This window comes from Croceicoccus bisphenolivorans, assembly GCF_001634625.1.
GTDB lineage: Bacteria > Pseudomonadota > Alphaproteobacteria > Sphingomonadales > Sphingomonadaceae > Croceicoccus > Croceicoccus bisphenolivorans.
Map to the genome: position 1 here is coordinate 59925 of NZ_LRSE01000006.1, position 19899 is coordinate 79823.

The 19899-nt window shown below is 62.9% G+C and carries 19 protein-coding genes; 9 read left to right on the plus strand and 10 right to left on the minus strand.

The window, feature by feature from the left end; genetic code table 11:
• Window positions 1–51 precede the first annotated feature (51 nt).
• Window positions 52–1014 carry a thioredoxin-disulfide reductase gene (gene trxB / locus A7A77_RS08180; protein ID WP_066556207.1) on the plus strand — a complete coding sequence of 321 codons (963 nt, stop codon included), beginning with the start codon at window positions 52–54 and terminating at the stop codon, window positions 1012–1014.
• 3 nt (window positions 1015–1017) lie between these two features.
• Here the strand turns inward: trxB and A7A77_RS08185 are convergent, their stop codons facing one another.
• The gene (locus A7A77_RS08185) at window positions 1018–1299 is read right to left on the minus strand and encodes an acyl carrier protein (protein WP_066556209.1); all 282 of its coding nucleotides are present in this window, start codon (window positions 1297–1299) and stop codon (window positions 1018–1020) included.
• A gap of 74 nt (window positions 1300–1373) precedes the next feature.
• On the opposite strand from A7A77_RS08185, the gene A7A77_RS08190 reads away from it, so the two are divergent.
• From A7A77_RS08190 to A7A77_RS08200, 3 genes are all read left to right on the plus strand, one after another.
• Window positions 1374–2915, plus strand: coding sequence for an acyl-CoA ligase (AMP-forming), exosortase A system-associated (locus tag A7A77_RS08190; RefSeq protein ID WP_156500483.1), 1542 nt, complete (start codon window positions 1374–1376; stop codon window positions 2913–2915).
• Entirely contained in the window at window positions 2912–4141 is a 1230-nt protein-coding gene (locus A7A77_RS08195; RefSeq protein WP_066556212.1) for a pyridoxal-dependent decarboxylase, exosortase A system-associated, read from the plus strand. The genes A7A77_RS08190 and A7A77_RS08195 overlap by 4 nt, the downstream gene beginning before the upstream one ends.
• A 160-nt stretch (window positions 4142–4301) precedes the next feature.
• Complete coding sequence (locus tag A7A77_RS08200) at window positions 4302–4958, plus strand: ATP-binding protein (RefSeq protein ID WP_066556213.1); 657 nt, start codon at window positions 4302–4304, stop codon at window positions 4956–4958.
• Here the strand turns inward: A7A77_RS08200 and A7A77_RS08205 are convergent, their stop codons facing one another.
• The 4 genes from A7A77_RS08205 to A7A77_RS08220 all read right to left on the minus strand — a co-directional run bounded on the left by A7A77_RS08205 (window position 4959) and on the right by A7A77_RS08220 (window position 8143).
• On the minus strand, window positions 4959–5663 hold the full coding sequence (locus A7A77_RS08205; RefSeq protein WP_066556494.1) for a pirin family protein: 705 nt from the start codon (window positions 5661–5663) through the stop codon (window positions 4959–4961).
• A gap of 118 nt (window positions 5664–5781) precedes the next feature.
• The gene (zapE, locus tag A7A77_RS08210) at window positions 5782–6897 is read right to left on the minus strand and encodes a cell division protein ZapE (protein ID WP_066556216.1); all 1116 of its coding nucleotides are present in this window, start codon (window positions 6895–6897) and stop codon (window positions 5782–5784) included.
• An 8-nt stretch (window positions 6898–6905) separates the two neighbouring features.
• Window positions 6906–7343: a PaaI family thioesterase gene (locus tag A7A77_RS08215; protein WP_066556218.1), complete on the minus strand. Its 438-nt coding sequence runs from the start codon at window positions 7341–7343 to the stop codon at window positions 6906–6908.
• A gap of 14 nt (window positions 7344–7357) precedes the next feature.
• Window positions 7358–8143, minus strand: a complete 786-nt coding sequence (locus tag A7A77_RS08220; RefSeq protein ID WP_066556222.1) for a succinate dehydrogenase iron-sulfur subunit — start codon at window positions 8141–8143, stop codon at window positions 7358–7360.
• A gap of 169 nt (window positions 8144–8312) precedes the next feature.
• Here A7A77_RS08220 and A7A77_RS08225 point away from each other — a divergent pair, with 169 nt between their 5' ends.
• Complete coding sequence (locus A7A77_RS08225) at window positions 8313–8978, plus strand: HAD family hydrolase (RefSeq protein WP_172799871.1); 666 nt, start codon at window positions 8313–8315, stop codon at window positions 8976–8978.
• Here the strand turns inward: A7A77_RS08225 and A7A77_RS08230 are convergent.
• The gene (locus tag A7A77_RS08230; protein WP_066556224.1) at window positions 8975–10330 is read right to left on the minus strand and encodes a lipopolysaccharide biosynthesis protein; all 1356 of its coding nucleotides are present in this window, start codon (window positions 10328–10330) and stop codon (window positions 8975–8977) included. The two genes, A7A77_RS08225 and A7A77_RS08230, sit on opposite strands and share 4 nt — an antisense overlap.
• 127 nt (window positions 10331–10457) lie before the next feature.
• Here A7A77_RS08230 and A7A77_RS08235 point away from each other — a divergent pair, with 127 nt between their 5' ends.
• A complete protein-coding gene (locus tag A7A77_RS08235; protein WP_066556497.1) occupies window positions 10458–11198 on the plus strand; it encodes a phosphocholine cytidylyltransferase family protein in 741 nt (246 codons plus the stop codon).
• On the opposite strand, the gene A7A77_RS08240 is transcribed toward A7A77_RS08235, so the two are convergent.
• From A7A77_RS08240 to A7A77_RS08250, 3 genes are read right to left on the minus strand one after another with little or no spacing between them, the layout of a single operon-like run.
• Window positions 11176–12342 carry a hypothetical protein gene (locus A7A77_RS08240; RefSeq protein ID WP_066556226.1) on the minus strand — a complete coding sequence of 389 codons (1167 nt, stop codon included), beginning with the start codon at window positions 12340–12342 and terminating at the stop codon, window positions 11176–11178. The genes A7A77_RS08235 and A7A77_RS08240 overlap by 23 nt on opposite strands.
• The gene (locus A7A77_RS08245) at window positions 12333–12761 is read right to left on the minus strand and encodes an HIT family protein (RefSeq protein WP_066556228.1); all 429 of its coding nucleotides are present in this window, start codon (window positions 12759–12761) and stop codon (window positions 12333–12335) included. The genes A7A77_RS08240 and A7A77_RS08245 overlap by 10 nt, the downstream gene beginning before the upstream one ends.
• Complete coding sequence (locus A7A77_RS08250) at window positions 12758–13894, minus strand: CDP-alcohol phosphatidyltransferase family protein (protein ID WP_066556233.1); 1137 nt, start codon at window positions 13892–13894, stop codon at window positions 12758–12760. Before A7A77_RS08250 ends, A7A77_RS08245 begins: the two co-directional genes overlap by 4 nt.
• A 104-nt stretch (window positions 13895–13998) precedes the next feature.
• On the opposite strand from A7A77_RS08250, the gene A7A77_RS08255 reads away from it, so the two are divergent.
• Both A7A77_RS08255 and A7A77_RS08260 read left to right on the plus strand, forming a co-directional pair.
• Window positions 13999–14772, plus strand: a complete 774-nt coding sequence (locus A7A77_RS08255; protein WP_066556234.1) for a nucleotidyltransferase family protein — start codon at window positions 13999–14001, stop codon at window positions 14770–14772.
• Window positions 14772–15485 carry an SDR family NAD(P)-dependent oxidoreductase gene (locus tag A7A77_RS08260; protein ID WP_066556500.1) on the plus strand — a complete coding sequence of 238 codons (714 nt, stop codon included), beginning with the start codon at window positions 14772–14774 and terminating at the stop codon, window positions 15483–15485. Before A7A77_RS08255 ends, A7A77_RS08260 begins: the two co-directional genes overlap by 1 nt.
• Window positions 15486–15548: 63 nt before the next feature.
• Here the strand turns inward: A7A77_RS08260 and A7A77_RS08265 are convergent, their stop codons facing one another.
• Complete coding sequence (locus A7A77_RS08265; protein WP_066556235.1) at window positions 15549–18269, minus strand: Rne/Rng family ribonuclease; 2721 nt, start codon at window positions 18267–18269, stop codon at window positions 15549–15551.
• 626 nt (window positions 18270–18895) lie between these two features.
• On the opposite strand from A7A77_RS08265, the gene A7A77_RS08270 reads away from it, so the two are divergent.
• A complete protein-coding gene (locus tag A7A77_RS08270) occupies window positions 18896–19804 on the plus strand; it encodes an N-acetylmuramoyl-L-alanine amidase family protein (protein WP_066556237.1) in 909 nt (302 codons plus the stop codon).
• Window positions 19805–19899 lie beyond the last annotated feature (95 nt).

Here is a 19899-nt window from a genome sequence, read left to right on the forward strand (position 1 = left end):
CCGGCCATTTTGCCTATCTGCGGACCCCAACGACTTGAGGGATCCACACCAATGGCAACGCATACCACCCGCATGCTCATCATCGGCTCCGGCCCTGCCGGCCTTTCAGCCGCGATCTATGGCGCGCGCGCGGGGATGGAGCCGATCGTGGTGCAGGGTCTGCAGCCCGGCGGGCAGCTGACGATCACCACGGACGTGGAGAACTATCCCGGTTTCCGCGACGTGATCCAGGGCCCTTGGCTGATGCAGGAAATGCAGGCGCAGGCCGAACACGTCGGGACACGGATGATGTGGGACACGATCGTCGATGTCGACATCGCGGGCGGCTCTCCGTTCAAGGCAGTCGGCGACAGCGGCGACGAATACGTGGGTGACGTGCTGGTGATCGCAACTGGTGCCCAGGCCAAGTGGCTTGGCGTAGAAGGCGAACAGGAATGGTCCGGCAAGGGCGTTTCCGCCTGTGCCACGTGCGACGGGTTCTTCTATCGCGGCAAGAAGGTCGTGGTGATCGGCGGCGGCAATACCGCGGTCGAGGAAGCGCTCTATCTCACCAACCACTCCGACGATGTGACCCTGATCCATCGCCGCGATGAACTGCGTTCGGAAAAGATCCTGCAGGAACGGCTGTTCGCCAATCCCAAGATCTCCACCTTGTGGAACAAGACTGTCGAACGGTTCGAGGGCGAGGAGGGCAAGGGCCTGACGCATCTCGTGCTTCGGGATACCGTCACCGGCGAGGAAAGCCGGTTCGACACCGAGGGCGCCTTCGTCGCGATCGGCCATGCCCCGTCGACGGAACTGTTCAAGGACAAGCTGGAAATGGACGCCAGCGGCTATCTCATCGTGGAAGCCGGTACGCCCAAGACCGCGGTGCCCGGCGTTTTCGCATGTGGCGACGTGATGGACCATACCTATCGCCAGGCCGTGACGGCGGCGGGAACGGGGTGCATGGCCGCGCTTGATGCGGAACGCTTCCTCGCCACGCTCGACTTCGCGCGCGAAGCAGCGGAATAGGCGCTATCCGGCGCGCTTTTCCTCTACATAGGCGAGAAGCGCGCCGTAGGTTTCCAGCATTTCGCCGTCGACATCCTCATCCTCTATGATGATGTCGCAGCGATCCTCGATTTCGGTCAGCAATCCGGCAACGGCCTGCGAATCGAGTTCGGGCAACGCGCCGAACAATTCCGTATCCGCATCGAACGCCGCGACACGTTCGGGAGAGAGGGCGAGAACGTCGCTCAGGATCTCGCGCAGGATATCGTCGCTTGCGCGCGCCTGGGAAGGGGATACCTCGTGCATGGCCGCGCACTTAGCTTTTGTATGATGGGTAGGCAAGCATGGCAGCAAATGGCGACTGTGCTATGCGCGTGGCGATGAACAGCAATGCACCCTTGGCCGATCCGCAACCGCTGGACCGGCTGGCCCTGAGAGGCGAGCCCGGCGCGACTGCGCTCGTGCTCAAAGGGCGGGTGCTGGACTATGCCGCGCTGGAACGGGAAATCGCTCTTCTTGCCGGCTGGCTGGGGCAGCAGGGGTACCTGCCGGGTGCCCGCATTGCCGGTTGGGCCGGCAAGGGCTGGCTCACTTGCCTGCTCCCGCTGGCGGCGCCGAGGGCGGGGCTGGTCCATGTTCCGGTAAATCCCCTGCTGAAGCGGGCGCAAGTGGCGCATATCCTTGCCGATAGCGGTGCCAGCGCTCTTATCGCGAACAAGGGCAGGCTGGACGGTTTGCAGGCAGGCGACGTGCCGAAAGGCTGCATGGTCCACGACGAGGTGGATGTCGAACAGTCGGTGGCTGCGGCGGATCCGATGCCCCCGTCGAATGCCGACCCGGATACCTTGGCCGCCATACTTTACACCAGCGGCTCCACGGGCAGGCCGAAGGGCGTGATGCTGAGCCATGCGAACCTGTGGCTGGGGGCGGAGGCCGTGGCAGGCTACCTCGCTCTCGACCCGTCCGACCGCACATTGGCCCTGTTGCCGCTGGCCTTCGATTATGGGCAGAACCAGTTGCTTTCGAGCTGGTTTGCCGGCGCATCGGCGGTGCCGCTCGACTACCTTTTGCCGCGCGAGGTGGTGAAGGCGGTTGCCCGCCACGGCATCACGACGCTTGCCGCTGTCCCTCCGCTGTGGACCCAGCTGCTGGAGCAGGACTGGTCCGATGATGCCGTCTCTTCGCTGCGCAGGCTTACCAACAGCGGCGGGGCGCTGGGCGAACCGCTCGTCCGCCGTCTGCGCGCGCGTTTTCCCGATGCAAGGCTCTTCGCGATGTATGGCCTGACCGAAGCGTTCCGCTCGACGTTCCTGCCGCCAGAGCTGATCGATACACACCCAACTTCCATCGGTGGTGCGATTCCGCATGCAGAGGTTCTGGTGATGAAGGACGACGGCACGCTCGCCGCGAATGGCGAGGAAGGTGAACTTGTTCATGCCGGACCGCTGGTCGCGCAAGGTTACTGGCAGGACGATGCCCGCACGCAGGAGCGGTTTCGCCCTACTCCATCGGGATCGTCCTATGGCGGCATCGCGGTCTGGTCTGGCGACCGGGTCCGTTACGACGGGGAGGGGCTGCTCCATTTCGTCGGCCGGCGCGATGCGATGATCAAGTCGCTGGGCCAGCGCATCAGCCCGCAGGAGATCGAGGAAGCCGCGATGGCGACCGGACTGGTTGCCGAGTGCATTGCCATCGGCGTTCCCGATGAGAAGCTGGGGCAAGCCGTGCACCTCGTGGCACGCGCAAATGCAGGCCTCGATCCCGACACGGCCTCTGCCAACCTCGTCACTGCCTTGCGGCGGGATTTGCCCAATTACATGCAGCCCCAGGCCATCCACTGGCGAAAGGAGTTGCCCAAGGGGGCGACCGGCAAGCTGGATCGTGCGGGAATTGCTCGCGAATTGTTGGAGATGAATGCGTGAAGGCGATGGGGCCGGTGCCGGCGGGATATACCGGTTCGGGTGGAGAACTGCTGATCGGCGGGCACCCTGCTTCCCAATGGGTCGGACAGGCAGGAGCGACACCGCTTTTCGTTTACGACGGGGCCATGCTCGATGCGCGGGTGGCACGGCTGCGTGCCGCGATGCCGCAGCGGCTGGCGATACACTACGCGGTGAAGGCCAATCCCTTTGGCCCTGTGCTGGAGCGGATGGCATCGCTGGTCGACGGTTTCGACATCGCCTCTGGCGGAGAGCTTTCGCTGGCGACGGCAGCGGGCATGCCGGCGGCGAAGATCAGTTTTGCCGGTCCCGGCAAGGACGATGGGGAGATTGAGGCGGCGATCGTGCAGGGCGCGACTCTCAACCTCGAATCCGTGCGAGAGTTCGAACGCGCACTCTCGATTGGCGAACGCACCGGCGTTCGGCCACGGCTTGCGGTCAGGGTGAACCCGGATTTCGATCTCAAGGGGTCGGGCATGAAGATGGGCGGCGGCGCAAAGCCGTTCGGGATCGACGCGGCCCATGTGCCCAATCTGGTGCGCAGGATCGTGGACAGCGGTGCGCAGTGGCGCGGTTTCCATATCTTTGCTGGCAGTCAGGCTCTCTCGGCCGATGCCGTGATCGAGATGCAGACGCAGACCGTCGCGCTGGCTGTCAGGCTGGCCGAGAAGGCGGGAGCGGAGCTTGCGCACTGCAACCTTGGTGGTGGCTTCGGTATCCCCTACTTTCCCGGCGACGAACCGCTGGACATCGCCGCAGTGGGCGACGCGCTGGGCGAAACGCTAGAGGCTTTGCCAGCTGCCTATGCGAAGACCGAATTCGCAATCGAGCTGGGCCGTTGGCTGGTTGGCCAAGCGGGCGTGTACCTGACGCGCGTGCTCGACGTGAAGGATAGCCACGGGGAGACTTTCGTGGTCGTGGATGGCGGGCTTCATCACCAGTTGGCCGCGTCGGGCAATTTCGGAACCGTGGTGCGGCGAAACTATCCCGTTGCGGTCGCCAACAGGTTCGGGGACGAGCCGTCGGGCGAACCGCAGAGCATCGTCGGCCGCTTGTGCACGCCGATCGACCGGCTTGCCGAAAAGGTGGCCTTACCCATTATGCAGGAGGGCGATCTGGTCGCCGTATTCTGTGCCGGAGCCTATGGGGCCAGCGCGAGTCCCGCCATGTTCCTAGGTCACGGACCTGCACGCGAGATCCTGGTCTAGGGCGCGAATCGATCCATTCCTGATCGATCTGGCGGGCGTTCTGCCGAATTCGGTAATCCCGATGCCGGGTTTGCTGCAATCCGGATGAATCCGTACTTCTTTTCAACGACTTCACGTTGCAACATTTGCAGGTCAGGGGAAGCTGCACACGGAACGTCACATGTTGCAACAACCGACCATCACTGCGGCTGACGCGCGCTTCAATCGCAAGCTGGCAGGGCCGGCGCGCACACTGCGTCATTGCCTCGATGCATTGAAACGTGGCGACCGCGCCGTCGTGCTGACGGCGCGCCGCGCCAGTGAACGCAGGGCACTGCTTGCCGAAGTGGCTCGTCTGGCCGGTCCGGGAATTCGCCTTCTGGCCGATATTGACGGTGGCGAAGTTGCCGGAACGCTCGGCGCGCGGCTTGCGTCACATGGCATTGCCCGGATCGCGCCTTTCGATCGCGGCAGGCAGGTTCGTCGTACCACGGCGGCAGGGGCTTTGCTGATTGTGGACAATGCCCACATGCTTTCCCCGCAAGACATCGCGCTCCTCGCGAACCTGGGGGAGGGGGGCGCTTGTGCGCCGGTTCAGGTCGTGATCGCCGGTTCCGCCCACTTGTTCGGGGTGTTGTGCCGTCCAGAAGCCGATCCGCTTTGGCGGCAGGTCCGGCTTGCGATCGCGATGGAGGAAGCGGCAATGCCTGAAGGCATTTCGGATATCGCCACGCTGGAGGCGGAGATTTCGCGCACGCGCGCCCGGCTTGAAGCGCAGCAGCGGATCCTGTCCATCTTCGCGGACAGTCCCGCCCCTGCGCTTCGCCCCAAGGTGTGATCAGCGGCTGTCGACAAGCACCAGTTCGACACCCGATTTCGCCATCACGTCCAGAGCATCCTCGCCTGTGATCGCGACACCGTCGCGCGATGCTGCGGCGTGGCCATTCACCGTGATCTCGCCGCCGACCGGCACGAGATAATAGTGCCGTTCAGGATCGATCGGCAGATCGATCCGGTCGCCCTCTACCAGCGTGGCCGCAAGCAGGCGTGCGTCGGTGTTGAGCGACAGGATTTCCTCTCCTGCCTCACCATCGTGACCGCTGGCCAGAGTGATCCACCGACCGGCCCTGTCGCCCTTGGGAAAGGCACGCCGGCCCCATCTGGGTGCATCGCCCATCCGGTCAGGCACGATCCAGATCTGGAACAGCTCTGTCGGTTCGTCCTCCATGTTGTACTCGGCATGGGTGATGCCCGTACCCGCGCTCATCACCTGCACGTCGCCGGCGGCGGTTCGGCCTTCGTTTCCAAGGCTGTCGCGGTGGCTGATCGCGCCCTTACGGACGTAGGTGATGATTTCCATGTCGCGATGCGGGTGCGGCGGGAAACCGGATCGCGCATCGATCCAGTCGTCGTTCCAGACGCGCAGCGCGCCCCAGCCCATCCGCTGCGGATCGTGGTAGCCGGAAAAGCTAAAGTGGTAGCTGGTATCCAGCCAGCCGTGGTTCGCCTTACCCAGTTGGTCGAAGGGCCTGATCTCGATCATGTCATTTTCCACGTCGGCGGGGTTGCCCGCATCTACGGGGCCGCCGGTATGGAACCGATGTGGGGCATCTCCGGTACCGCTCAAGAAGGCACACGGGTGTACCCGCCCGTGCGAACCGCTATTCTTCGCCGTGTCCTCGGGCGAGGTAATCCTCGCTCTGCATTTCCATCAGGCGGCTGACGGTCCTGTCGAATTCGAACCGGCCGTCGCCTGCCTCGTAAAGGTCTGCCGGCTGCGCATCGGCAGTAGCGATCAGTTTCACGCCGTTTTCGTAAAAGGCGTCGATCAGTGTCACGAACCGCGCAGCTTCGTTGCGCATGTCCGGCCCCATCCTGGGAATCGCGACGACGAAGACGGAGTGATAGTGCCGGGCGATGGCCAAATAGTCCGAAGCCCCTTTCGGTTCCCCGCAAAGCCGTTTGAAGGAGAATACCGCCACGCCCTTCAGGCTTTTTGGCACGTGGATCGTCCGCCCGGTACCAACCTGCAGTTCCGCGCCGGTCACGTGTTCAGCGTCCTCCGGCGGATAGTCGGTCAGGCGATAGAACAGTTCGCGCACCCTGGCGGTCGCTTCGGGGCCGATCGGCGTGTACCAGACTTCCATGCCGCCGAGCCGTTCAAGTCGGTAATCGGTCGGCCCGTTGAGTGTCAGAACCTCCAACCTCTCCTCGATCAGCGCGATGAACGGCAGGAAATGCTCGCGATTCAAGCCGTCCTTGTACAACTCGTGCGGTGCGCGGTTGGATGTGGTCACGATGGTGACGCCGCTGCGGATCAGGGCGGTGAACAGCCGGCTCATGATCATGGCGTCGGCCGAATTGTTCACGACCATTTCGTCGAATGCGAGTACCCGCGCTTCGGCTGCCAGTCCGGCGGCGACAGGGGCGATGGGGTCGCCGCTTTCCTTCTTGCGCTCTTCCCGGATGCGGGCGTGCACGTCCAGCATGAATTCGTGGAAGTGGGCGCGGCGCTTTGCCGTGATGCCGAGCGTGTCGTGGAACAGGTCCATCAGCATGGACTTGCCGCGCCCGACGCCGCCCCACATGTACACCCCTTGCGGAGATTGCGCAGAAGAGCCGCCGAAAATCCGCTTGATGAAGCCCGTCTTGGCCGGTGCTGCCTCCAGTTCGCATTGGAGCTTGTCGAGCCGTTCAGCAGCAGCCCGTTGTTCAGCGTCCGGCCGAAGCTCGCCTCCGGCAAGGAGGGCTTCGTATCGATCGAGCAATCCGGCCATTCGGTTGATCAGCTCAACTTGCGGAACAGGCCCGTGAACGAGGCGACACGCTCCTCGTCCTGTACGACCAGGCCGCGCATGAACAGCATCCGGCCGGTTTCACGGGTGACTTCGACCAGAGCGTCGATGCTGCGACCAAGAATGCCGGGGCTGAGAAACTGGACTTGCAGATCAACCGTTACCGCACGCATCTGGTCTTTCGCGGTGATCACCGTCGAACCCGCGAACATCGCCGAATCGATGAGAGACAGGATCGCGCCGCCATGCATCACGCCGTTTACGTTCGTGTGCCGGTCATCCGCTTCAATGCGGATGCGCGCAGTATGCGGATCGTCGAGACGGACGAGCATCCTTCCCAGTACGAGATGGTTGAACCGGGCGGAATCGCTGACGCGCCATTCCTGCCAACCCGGATGATCGGGTGCTGGATATAGCGAATCTACCATCTAATTCAGCCGGATCAGACGAGCCGTTCGGCTTCCATCTTCTTGATCTCGGCAATCGCCTTGGCGGGCGACAGGCCCTTCGGACAGACGTTGGCGCAGTTCATGATGGTGTGGCAGCGATAGAGGCGGAAAGGATCCTCCAGCTCGTCAAGACGCTCGCCCGTCATCTCGTCACGGCTGTCGGCCAGCCAGCGATAGGCCTGAAGCAGAATGGCCGGGCCAAGGAACTTGTCGGAATTCCACCAGTAGCTGGGGCACGATGTGGAGCAGCAGGCGCACAGAATGCATTCGTACAGGCCGTCCAGCTTGTTACGGTCTTCCGGCGACTGCAGGCGTTCCTTGCCCGACGGGGCGGGCGTCACGGTCTGCAGCCAGGGACGGATCGAGGCGTACTGCGCGTAGAAGTGCGTAAAATCTGGGACGAGGTCCTTGATGACTTCCATGTGGGGCAGCGGCGTGATGCGGATTTCGCCCGAACCGCAATCCTCGATCGCGGTGGTGCAGGCAAGGCCGTTGCGACCGTTGATGTTCATCGCACAGGAACCGCAGATGCCTTCGCGGCAGGAACGGCGGAACGTCAGCGACGGGTCCATCTCGTTCTTCATCTTGATCAGCGCGTCCAGCACCATCGGGCCGCATACGTCCAGATCGATCTCGAAAACGTCGTAGCGCGGGTTTTCGCCGCTGTCGGGATCATAGCGGTAGACCTTGAAGTTTTTCTTCGCGCCGCCGGTTTCCGCCTTGTGCGTGCGTGTCTTGCCGGTGATCCGGCTGTTCTTCGGCAGAGCGAACTGGGCCATGTGCTGTAAACCTACCCCGATTAAAAGCGTGGCCCCGCGTCAACATGACCTCGGGCAACAAGTCAAGGGTGCTGCGCCGCAGCGCAAACATTTGTGAGGGGCGGCGGGCGGGCGTTGCGCTATTATTTCGCCCGGTATAGTTCGCCCGTGCAGTCATCGGGAGCAGGACTTGAAGCGCAGGATCGCGATCTACGACCTTGACGGGACGTTGCTGAAGCGCGCGACTTTCACGCCGTTCCTGCTGTTCGCGGCGCGCCGGCGTGCGGTGTGGAGACTAGCGCTCGCCCCGGTGTGGGTGGGGGCGATGATCGGGTACAAGGCGGGCCTTTACTCGCGTGAGGCACTGAAAGGCTTCGGACTGCGCCTGATGGTGGGACGGATCGACCAGTCCGCCCTCCACGATCTCGCGTGTGCCTTTGCCGATTCAGTGATGCCGTCATGGATTGCGCGAGGCGCGGCAGTCGCGCTGGAACGCGACCGCGCCGAGGGGCGTATGCTCGTCCTCGCGACTGCGGCGATGGCGTTCTACGCCGGCGAGATCGCGCGCCGGATCGGGTTCGACCACGTGATCGCCACCCGCCATGCCGATCCGGCAGGCGACATCTGCCGTATAGCGGGGGGAAATTGCTACGGCACGGCCAAGGTCCCGCGCGTGGAGACGCTGCTGGCCGACCTCGGCATCGATCGGGCCGATTGCGATATCCGTTTTTACAGTGACAGCCTGAGTGACGCGCCATTGCTAGACTGGGCGGACGAGGGCGTGCTGGTAAATGGCGGAGCAGGCGCACGGCGCTACGCGAGCACGCGGAATTGGGTGGCGGCCGACTTCCGTTAGGTTGTGGGGGGCTGCGGTAAGGCCACATCCTGTTGGCCAAGACCGCGCAGCGTGATCAAAGCCATCAAGCCCATCACGAAGTAGCCTACAGCGCCGCCAATTGCCACGCCCCAGGCCGCGCCTCCGCCGGCAAAAGGTTCGACGAGCAACAAAAGCCCTGCCGCAGCGGCAATCACGGTGCAAAAGCGTGCAAACAGCGAAAAGCGTGCCCGTCCGGTGGAATGCAAAACCGGCTCGAAGGCAACACCCGCCAGTTCGAAACATGACGCCACTGTCAGCGGAATCAGCACATGGTATCCGTTGCGGAACTCTTCGCCACCCAACAGGGCGAGAATATTTCCGCCGACAGCGATAACGAATACGACGACGACTGCGCCTGCAACTCCCGCAATCCGACTGGTTTGGGCAACTAGGCGACGGAATTCGCTGGCCCCTGCAGACACGCGGGCGCGGGCGATTTCGGCATATGCGGCGCGGCTGAGCAGGGTGGACAGCTTGGCCAGTCCCTGTGCCAGCTGATTGGCAAGGCGATAGACACCGGCCGCGCTTGTTCCCACGAAATAGCCGACTGCCAGCAAAGGCCCGTGGCGGTAAACCGCGTCGACTGTTGCGCTTGCGTAAGTGATGAGAAAAAAGCGAATCAGGCCCGGGTTTTCGTGCCGTGCCCGAAATGCGCCCTTGAGATGGCTAAGGCGGATCGCCTGCGGACAGATCCAGCGCGCGACCAGCCAATAAAGCGCAGCCTCGATCAAATCGATCACCGCCCATGCGATCAGGAAACGCACGAGGCTTGGGCCGGTGAGCCAGATGGCGACTGCGGCTATCAACCTGCCCAGTGGCACAACGGCTTCGATATAGACGGCAAGGTCGAACCGGTCGAGCGCGCGCACAATCCCCGTTGGCGCGGAAACGATCGCCCAAAGCGCGGCGACGTTGAACCAGAATGCCGTGTCGATCAGCGCGGGGTTGATCTGCAGCGCGTCTGCGAACTGGTAGAACACGAGCCATGCAATGCCGCACCCGATGATCGCGCCCAGCACGTCAAGGATGCCCGCCATGAGGCCAAGGCGACCGAAGCCGTCCCAGTCCTTGTCATGAACATGCTGCACCCCGAACCGCACGACCACTTGCCATGTCTGGAAACCGGCGAGCGCGATCAGTGCCTGTGATGTTCCGAAGATCAGCGAGAAGTGCCCGAAATCCTTCAGGCCCAGCGAGCGGGTCAGGATCGCGAGGTAGACCAGCGAGCAAACCGCGCCAAAGCCCTTGCCGCCGACAAGCCACGCGACGTTCGTCAACATGCGTGACAGCAGCGATTTCGACGCTGCGAGTTCTGGACCCTTGCCTGACATTACCGCAGGCATTTGAACGAGCGTTCCGGACCTGGCAAGCCGCCCGATGCAGAATTGCGCAGAGAAGCGAAGCGTTGCGGGACGCCGTCGCTATGCCTAAAGGCCCACCATGCTTGAAAGCCCATCCATGATCGAACACGCCATTCTTCTAAGCGCGGGGCAGGGTTCGCGGCTGCTGCCGCTGACTGCCGAACGGCCGAAATGCCTCATCGATTTTTCCGGACGGTCGCTGATCGGGTGGCAGATCGAAATGCTCGCACGATGCGGGGTGAAGCGTATCGATGTCGTCACCGGCTTCATGACGGACATGGTCGAACAGCATATTGCCGCGATCGACGATCCGCGCGTCGAAGTCACTTGTCACTTCAATCCGTTCTTCAAGGTCGCCGATAATCTCGGTTCATGCTGGATTGTGCGGGACCGGATGGACGGCGATTTCATGATCCTGAATGGCGACACGCTGGTGTCGGAGGATATCGTCAACCGTGTGCAGCAGGGGTCGGAATGGCCGATCGCGGTGACGGTCGACGTGAAACCCGCCTACGACAGCGACGACATGAAAGTCTCGTGCGGAGAGAACGGACGTCTGGCCCGGATCGGCAAGACGCTGACTGCCGAAGTGAGCAACGCGGAGTCTATCGGATTCCTCGCGTTTCGTGGCGAAGGCGGCGAACTGTTCCGCGAGACCGTGCGTCAGACCATGCGGACACCCGATGGCGTGAATCACTGGTATCTGAAAGTCATCGACATGATCGCCGACAGCGGCAAGGTCGGCACCGTATCGATCGAGGGGATGGACTGGGCTGAAGTCGATTTCCTCAACGATATCGAGATCGCGACCGAACTTACTGACGTCTGGAGTCAGTGATCAGCCCGGCTACCAGAACTGCCGCACGGTCAATGATCCTGCTGGCTGCGATAACACCGTCGTCCGCGCAATCAATTCCTTCGAGGGCAGATATAGCGGCATCCCGTTGACGCTCGACATAGTCGGAATGCGTGGAAACAGCCTCGGCGATGGCCGCCCCGATGTCGGCATCAACGTCGAAGGTCGGCCCGAAATGCCACATTGCGAAATTGGGATCCGATTGCCAGTCGATGGAATTGGAATCGACGAAAAAGCAGGGGCGTGGCCTGGCTATGAATTCATAGATCTGGCTGCTGACGTCGCCGCAATAGATTGAGCTGGCATTGGTGTAAGTCATGTCGCTGGACCGGGAAGAGCCCATGTCGACGATGACCTTGTCCGATATCGATCGCTTGGTCCAATTCGCGACTTTTTCGGAAGACCAGTTTTCCGCCAGTCGCACGTGAGGTGCGATGACCAGATTGTAATCGTTTTGCGACGTTGCCCACTGCAGGAACCGCTCCGCCATATCCTCGAATGTGCCCAGCACAGGGTGGAAATGTGGGTTGTACAGTATGATTGGCCGACCGTTGCCGAACAACGACGTCTTCTTCTGCGCCGATGTGAAGCTCGCCAGTTTCAATGGCCCGACAACATGGCAATGTTCCTGTGCCACAAGGCCTTCGTCGATCATACGCTGACGGTCCTTGCGGCCCAAGGTCAGGACCTCGTCGAACAACTTGATCCGTCGTTCGAAGCCGATCGCCCTGTCACCTGCGCCATGCGGGATGTGCATAAAGAACGGACACCGGCCCGGCAGGCGTTTCAGGATCGTGCTGGTCCTTTCAGCGCTGAGAAGGGCATCGGCATTGCGTAGCTTTTGCGACCAGTACACAAGACGCAGAACTTTCTCCGCCTTGCGCAGCGGTGTCCGTTCGATCAGCCATTGGATCGGCGCAGGCAACTTCAGTATGCTGGTCGACGGACGCGGATATCCAAGGCGGGATGCCAGCCGGTTGACGGCATCGGCCCCCTTCTGGTCCAGCGTGAAGAAGCGGACTTTTACTTCCTTTCTTCGGTCCAGTTCGAAAGCGACCGGCAGAAAGTGGGGAAGCTGATGTTCGCCGCCGATCGCGAGAACATGCAGCACTGGGGTCAGCTCCATTGCGCTTTCAGGTCGGCAACCAGACCGGACAGGTCACTATCACCCAGCTTGATTGCCTCGCCAAGCACCGGCACGGCGGGCCACCCCTTGTCCTCGAACGTCGCCCCCTGCCATTCGCGTGCCCCTTCGTATCGCGGGATCACGTGGAAATGGACGTGGGGGTCGACCATCATCAACATAAGATAGTTGATCCGCTCGTAACCGATGAACGCCTTCAGGGTCGTCTCTATCGCTGTCGTAACGGTTTCCAGTTCGGCGAAAGCCGTCGCGGGCAGGGCGTGAAACTCCGTCACATCGGATTTCGCTGCAAGGACGAGGCTGCCCAGCGTCGGCTGCGCCGGTCGCAATAACGCTACCCAGTGTTCGTATTCATGGATCAGTGTGGCGGGATAGCCGAATTTCCTGATCGTTTCGTTCATGCGCCATCTCCTGCAAGCCAGCTTGTCAGATGACTACCCCGCGCCTTGCGCGCAAACTCTGCCTGAACGAGCTGCACGAGGTGGACCGCCAGTGAAGCCACTGTCCACAAGGCCACCGCGATGATGCCGATGTCGGGGCGGGAAAAAATCATCGAGATGAAAAGGATCACCATGTTGGGATTCCGCCTTGCCGTGATGAGGCGGAACCAGCTGTCGAATGGCCGCCAGACATGGATATGCATCTGCCGGTTGCGAACCATGAACAGTCCCTCGATCAGCCGCTGCACGACGTATCCGCCCTGGATCGCGATCTGCACGGCCCAGAACGTTGCCGTATCCAGCGCCAATCCCCAGTAGGTGAGGCCAGTTGCCCAGAACCACCACCAGAACGGCGGGTGGACAAGGTCTATGCCGTGATCGAAGGCATTGCCCCATTCGCTGGATGTAATGGTGCAGCGCGCCAGCTTTCCGTCGACGGTATCGAGAACCATGAACACCAGTCCCATGGCCATTCCGGCCCAGTAATGGCCGAATGCGAAGGTCACTGTCGCCAGCACGCACAGAACCGCGCCGATCGCCGTGACCATGTTGGGCGTCATGCCGATATTGGCGGCGATGCGGGTGAGCACCAGTGCCCATTCCGGCCACAGGTACTTGGTCAGTATATCCGTCACGCCCTTGTAGGCCCCGAAGTAACTGGCCCGCTCGATCGACCGGACGGTGCCGGGCTCCAGACGCATCAGGAACGGTGTCTCGCGCTTGCGCAGCATCTTGTCCTCGATCGCGGGGTTATCCTCGATGCGCAGGACTTCGAACGCGTATTCGTTGGTGGCTTTGCGGCCAGCTTCCATGGCGGCGTGAACCTCGGCCAGCTCATCCTCGTTCGTGCCATGGGCGAGGGCCGGAATGCCGCCGAGCGTAAGCATCAGGCCCGGCTTCGCCACCACGTAGCGCAGCCACGCCGGATCATACGCAAATTCGGCATTGGCGAGGACGAGCGGGGAAGATGCGACGTCCGTCAGCTTCAGCGATCGGGCAAGGCGCGCAGTTCTTTCCTGCATCGTCAGGCCCCACAGGCGCGTTGGATTCTGGCCGACAGACCGGACTGCGGGTGCGGAGGCATTGGTATCCATCACGCAGCGATTAGGCAGGCCGAAGGCTCCGCGCAATGCCGGGATGAGGGAAAACAGCGGTCTTCGGGGTGTGCTGGCCCGATTGCTGTCGCTAATGCAGATGCATGTCCAGCGCCGCATCGAACACATCATGTGCCCTGATCCTCGCCGGAAACCGGCCGGGGGGCGATCCCTTCGCGCAGGAACAGGGCGTTGCGCACAAGGGGCTGATCGAAGTTGTGGGCAGCGCGATCCTGTCACGCGTGTGCGAAGCGTTGCGCGGCGCCGGCATCGCCCGGATAGTCGTCGCGACAAATTGCCCTGAGATTTCGGCACTGGCAGCAGCTGAGGGGGCGGAGGTCATGCCGGCCGAGAGCGGGCCGAGCGCAAGCGTGGGGGCCGCGCTGGCCCGTTACGGCGCGCCGATGGTCGTCACAACGGCCGATCACGCCCTGTTGCAGGCCGGTTGGGTTGCGGATTTCCTGCAGGATACGCCGGAAGATGCGGACGTCTCGATCCTGCTTGCCCGCCGCGAAGTGGTGGAACGGGCCGTGCCGCAAACGAAGCGGACATGGATCCGCCTGGCGGACGGCCAGTGGTCCGGCTGCAACCTGTTTTTCCTCAAGACCGCGCGCGCAAGCAGAGCGATTGCATTGTGGAGCGAGGTCGAGGCCAACCGCAAGCGGCCTTTGCGCATGGCATCGCGGTTGGGCTGGGGAACGCTGCTGCGCTTCGTTCTGGGCAGGTTGACGTTGCAGGCGATGGTATCCCGGTTGGCAGGGCGAGTTGGCATTGACGCCCGCGTCGTTGCAGCCCGCGACGGCAGGGCGGCCATAGACGTGGACAAGGCGGCTGATTTCGCGCTGGTCCGCGAACTGCTTGCTAAGAGAGAAACGTGATGCGCTGCGTTGTTTTTGGCAGCAGCGGCGGCATCGGCAAGGCGCTTGTCGAAACGCTGCGGGCCAGAGATGACGTGGCAGTGGTCTATGCCGGTTCGCGCGGAGGCAGCGGCGGACGCGCGAAACTCGCGCCGTTCCCATTCGACCTTCGGGAAGAGGCTTCCATAGCTGCCGCAGCGGATCTGGCTGGTGGCGACGGGCCGCTCGATCTGGTGATCGTGGCCACCGGATTGTTGCAGAACAAGCCGTTGGTCACGCCGGAAAAGAGCTGGTCTGCCCTCGATGCCGAAGCGATGGCTATGGCTTTCAGCGTGAATGCCATCGGGCCTGCCCTCATTGCAAAGCACTTCATGCCGCTGTTGAACAAAGAGGCGCCGTCGCGTTTCGCCTTTCTGTCGGCCCGGGTCGGCTCGCTCGGCGACAATCGCCTTGGTGGCTGGCACTCGTATCGCGCGTCGAAAGCGGCGCTGAACATGCTCGTCAGGAATTTCGCCATCGAGCTGCGCCGCATCAACCCGTCTGCTATCGCTGTCGCATTGCATCCGGGAACGGTCGATACGCCGCTGTCGGAGCCTTTTCAGGCGAACGTTCCGGCAGATCGGTTATTCGATCCGGCTCGGGCGGCGCAGCAGTTGATCGATGTCCTGCTGGGCCTGTCACCGGTGCAGAGCGGCGGCTTCTTCGCCTGGGATGGCTCGGCCATCGAATGGTAGAAATGCAAACGGGCCCGCACCATCGATGCGGGCCCGTTGCTTGATTTTCGCCAGTGCGGCCGATCAGTTGCCGAATGTGCGCTGCCACCAGCCGCGGCGCGGTTCGCCTGATTCTCCGGTTTCTTCGTCGGCACCGGCATCGTTGGCAGGTGCAGACGTTTCGACCTGCGGTTCCGTGGTAGCTTCAGGAGCTGCGGGCGCTTCCGCCGTTGCTTCCTCTGCCACGAGCGCTTCGGCGTCAGCCTTGGGCACAGCCTTCTTGCGGGTGCGGCGCTTTTTCGGCTTGGCCTCGGCTTCCTCGGCCGGCGCGGCTTCTGCAGCCGCAGGCTCTTCGGGCGCGGGCGCCGATTCGGCTGCAGGCTCTGCTGCCGCAACTTCGGGTTCGGCGGCTTCTGCTTCCGGTTCCACCTTCTTGCGACGTGTGCGGCGCTTCTTCGGTTTCTCTTCAGCTTCCGGTTCGGCTGCTGGGGCCTGCTCGGGTTCTGCCGGTGCTGCGGTTTCTGCTTCGGCTTCAACCGGAGCCTCGGGTGCTACCTGCTCCTCGGCGGTTTCGGCTTCGCCTTCATTCGCGGCTTCATCGCCGTCCGATTTACGGCGACGGCGACGGCGGCGCTTCTTCGGCTTTTCCTCGCCATCGGTTTCGGGCTGTGCTTCGGCTTCGGATGCGACTCCGTCGTTCTCCGGTTCCTCGCCAGCTTCATCGTTCGATACGGCGTCGTCAGCCTGCTCGCCTTCGCCGTCTTCGTTTTCGCCTTCGTCACCGCGTTCACGATTGCGGTTGCGGCGTCCGCCACGACGGCGACGGCGGCGCTTGCGCGGGCCGCGATCATCGTCGTCCTGGCCACTGCCCTTACGGCTTTCGCCGCGCGAGGTTTCTTCTTCCTCTTCCTCGTCCTCTTCGGGAAGGTCGTCGTCTTCCTCGTGCTGGATCACCTCGAAGCGCGGCGCGTTCTTGGGCTTGGGGCCGGAGGAGCCGACGCGCATCTTCGCGCCTTCGTTCTCGCCTTCGGGAAGGACTTCGACGTTCACGCCGTAGCGTTCCTCGATCTCCGCAAGATCGGCGCGCTTGGAGTTCAGCAGGTAGATCGCCGCTTCGGTAGAGGCATAGAGCGAGATGATCGTGCCCTTGCCCTTTGCCGCCTCGTCCTCGATCAGGCGCAGGGCGGAAAGGCCCGCGCTGGATGCGGTGCGGACAAGGCCCGTGCCGTCGCAGTGCGGGCATTCGCGCGTCGTGGCTTCAAGCACACCGGTGCGCAGGCGCTGGCGGCTCATTTCCATCAGGCCGAAGCCGGAAATGCGGCCGACCTGGATGCGGGCGCGATCGTTCTTGAGCGCGTCCTTCATGCACTTCTCGACCTTACGGACCGAGGAGTTGTGCTCCATGTCGATGAAGTCGATCACGACAAGACCGGCCATGTCGCGCAGGCGCAACTGGCGCGCGATTTCACGCGCCGCTTCGAGGTTGGTCGACAGTGCGGTCTGCTCGATACCGTGTTCCTTGGTGGAACGGCCCGAGTTGATGTCGATCGAGACCAGCGCCTCTGTCGGGTTGATGACGAGGTAGCCGCCCGATTTCAGCTGCACGACCGGATCGTACATCGCCGAAAGCTGGTCCTCCGCGCCATAGCGCTGGAACAGCGGAACGGGGTCGGCATATTGTTTCACCCGCCGGGCATGGCTGGGCATTAGCAGCTTCATGAATTCCTTGGCCGAGCGGTAACCCTGCTCGCCCTCCACGATCACTTCCTCGATCTCGCGGTTGTAGATGTCGCGGATCGCGCGCTTGATCAGGTCGCTGTCCGAATGGATCAGGGCCGGAGCGCTGGATTTCAGCGTGTTTTCGCGGATCTCGTCCCACAAGCGGGCGAGGTAGTCGAAGTCGCGCTTGATCTCTGTCTTGGTGCGCGAAAGTCCGGCGGTGCGCACGATGCAGCCCATCGATTTGGGCAGCGAAAGTTCCGACACGATCTGCTTCAGGCGCTTGCGGTCGCTCGCGCTTGAAATCTTGCGGCTGATGCCGCCGCCGTGGCTGCTGTTGGGCATCAGCACGCAGTAGCGGCCCGCCAGCGAGAGGTAGGTGGTGAGGGCTGCGCCCTTGTTGCCACGCTCTTCCTTCACGACCTGCACCAGCAGGACCTGCCGGCGCTGGATGACGTCCTGGATCTTGTAGCGGCGGCGCAGGGCAAGGCGCCTGGCGCGGGCCTCGTCAGCCGCGCGCGAACGGTTGCCGCCCTGGCGACGACCCTTGCGGCGGCGCGGGCGGTTGTCCTCGCTCTCGTCGTCGCTGTCGTCGGAGCCGGAGACGTTGCCGTCCTCGATCGTGGCGACATCGTCCTTTTCCGAACCGTCGACTTCTTCCAGCCCGTCGTCGCCGTCGGCCAGTTCCTCGGCCAGCGAATCGGCCTCGTGGTGCTGGTCGCCATCGTCGAGGTCATGCTCGTCGCCCGAATGGTCGTCCGCGTCTTCCTCGGCGCGAAGGCGTGCCTCTTCCTCGGCATGCTCGGCCTCTTCGGCCAGCAGCGCATCGCGGTCTTCTTTCGGGATCTGGTAGTAGTCGGGGTGGATTTCGTTGAAGGCGAGGAAGCCGTGGCGGTTGCCCCCGAAGTCGACGAAAGCGGCCTGCAACGAGGGTTCGACCCGCGTTACCTTGGCCAGGTAGATATTGCCCTTAATCTGTTTGTGTTCGGCCGACTCGAAGTCGAACTCTTCAATCCTGTTACCCTTGAGTACCGCGACCCGTGTTTCTTCCGGGTGGCGCGCATCGATCAGCATACGCGTGGACATCAATTATTCTCCGTGCGCGCAGATGGCCGGGCGGAGCGGATTGCCGCTGTCCCGGGGTTGCGCGTCTGTTCATGAAATCGCGCCGGACCGGATGGCCATCAGGGCCACCGGTCGGCGCGTAAGGTGCAAAAAGATCGACGGTCCGCGAGGTGCGGAGCCGCCGGATGTGAAATTCTGGAAACGTGAAGCCTGAACCGACGCGCGAATTGCGCACGACGATTGCAGCGATCGGCCCGTGGGGCTGACGATCCGCTGCATTCGACGCTGTTCCGGCCATAAAAAACTCTTACCTGCTTGCGCCGCGCATGGCCCGGCAGGCAGACCGACATTGCTTGGGGGTCTTGCCGTGCCGCGAACCTGTCGCATGGCGTACCGAGTTGATTCCAATCGCGGGTCCGGCGCGGGTTCCTGCCCCCTCTCGGGAGCGCCGCTTCCGCTCTGCCGCGCAAGTTGCGCAGGCTGGGGAAGGGCTTGAAAACCGTGCGGGCCTGATTGCCCCGGCTGTCATGGACGCTAGCACCGCCGTTCCGATACGGCAACAAAAAGCGAAAGCCGCGCAATAATATGCGCATCCGTGCCGCCCGGCGCTTGCCTTGCCGCTACGGGTAAGGCGATAGCATCGCGCCATGGATGACATGCAGGACGCCATTGATCGAACCGGCGATGCGGGCGAGGGCGCGTCCTTGTGGCAAAAGGCGCTGGCCGTTTCGGGCGCGGCGGCATTGGGCCTGCTGGCAGGGTTCGGTGCCGGCATCCTGTTTCCGGGCGGGGGCAGGCCTGTCATCAGCCGCGAATTGCCGGAACCGCGTAGCGATGCACTGCCTGAAATCATGACGTCTGCCCGAACGGGAGCCGAAGCGCCGCTCGTCGTCATCGATCCGGGCCACGGCGGTTTCGATCCCGGCGCGTCCGGAGAGGATGGCGAGCGGGAAAAGGACATCGTGCTGGCCCTTGCCATCGAAGTGCGTGACCGGCTGATTGAACTAGGCGGCGTGCGCGTTGCGCTGACCCGAGATGGCGACAGGTTCCTGCCGCTTGAGCAGCGCCCGCAACTGGCCGAGGCGCTGGGGGCGGATGCGTTCATCTCGATCCACGCCGACAGCGCGCCTGCGCCGGAGGCGAAAGGCGCGAATGTCTATGTCCTTTCCGCGCGGGCATCGGATCGAGAGGCGCAGGCACTGGCCCGTATCGAGAACGAGAGTGCCAGCGGCATCGGCTTGCCGGAAGGGGCGGACGATGTCGCGCTGATCCTGGCGGACCTCATGAAGCGGGAAACGGCGCTTGGCTCGGCTGCATTGTCTCGCGCGCTCGAACGCGAATCGCAAGGGCGGATGCCGGTCCACCAACCGTTCAGGCGCTCCGCCAATTTCGTGGTCCTGCGTTCGCCGGAAATGGCCTCTGTCTTGTTCGAGGCGGGCTACCTCACCAATCCCGATGACGCCAACCGGCTTGGGGACAAGGCACGGCGCGGCGCGGTTGCACAGGCGCTGGCCAATGCGATCCTGACGCACTTGCTGGCTCCAGAAACCCCGTGATCATGACCGTGATAATGCTGGCCGTTATGGGCGTGAATGCCATGACTTTGCACGTTCCGTCGCGAAGCGGCTTCCCTGATCTCGAAATGGCGTGC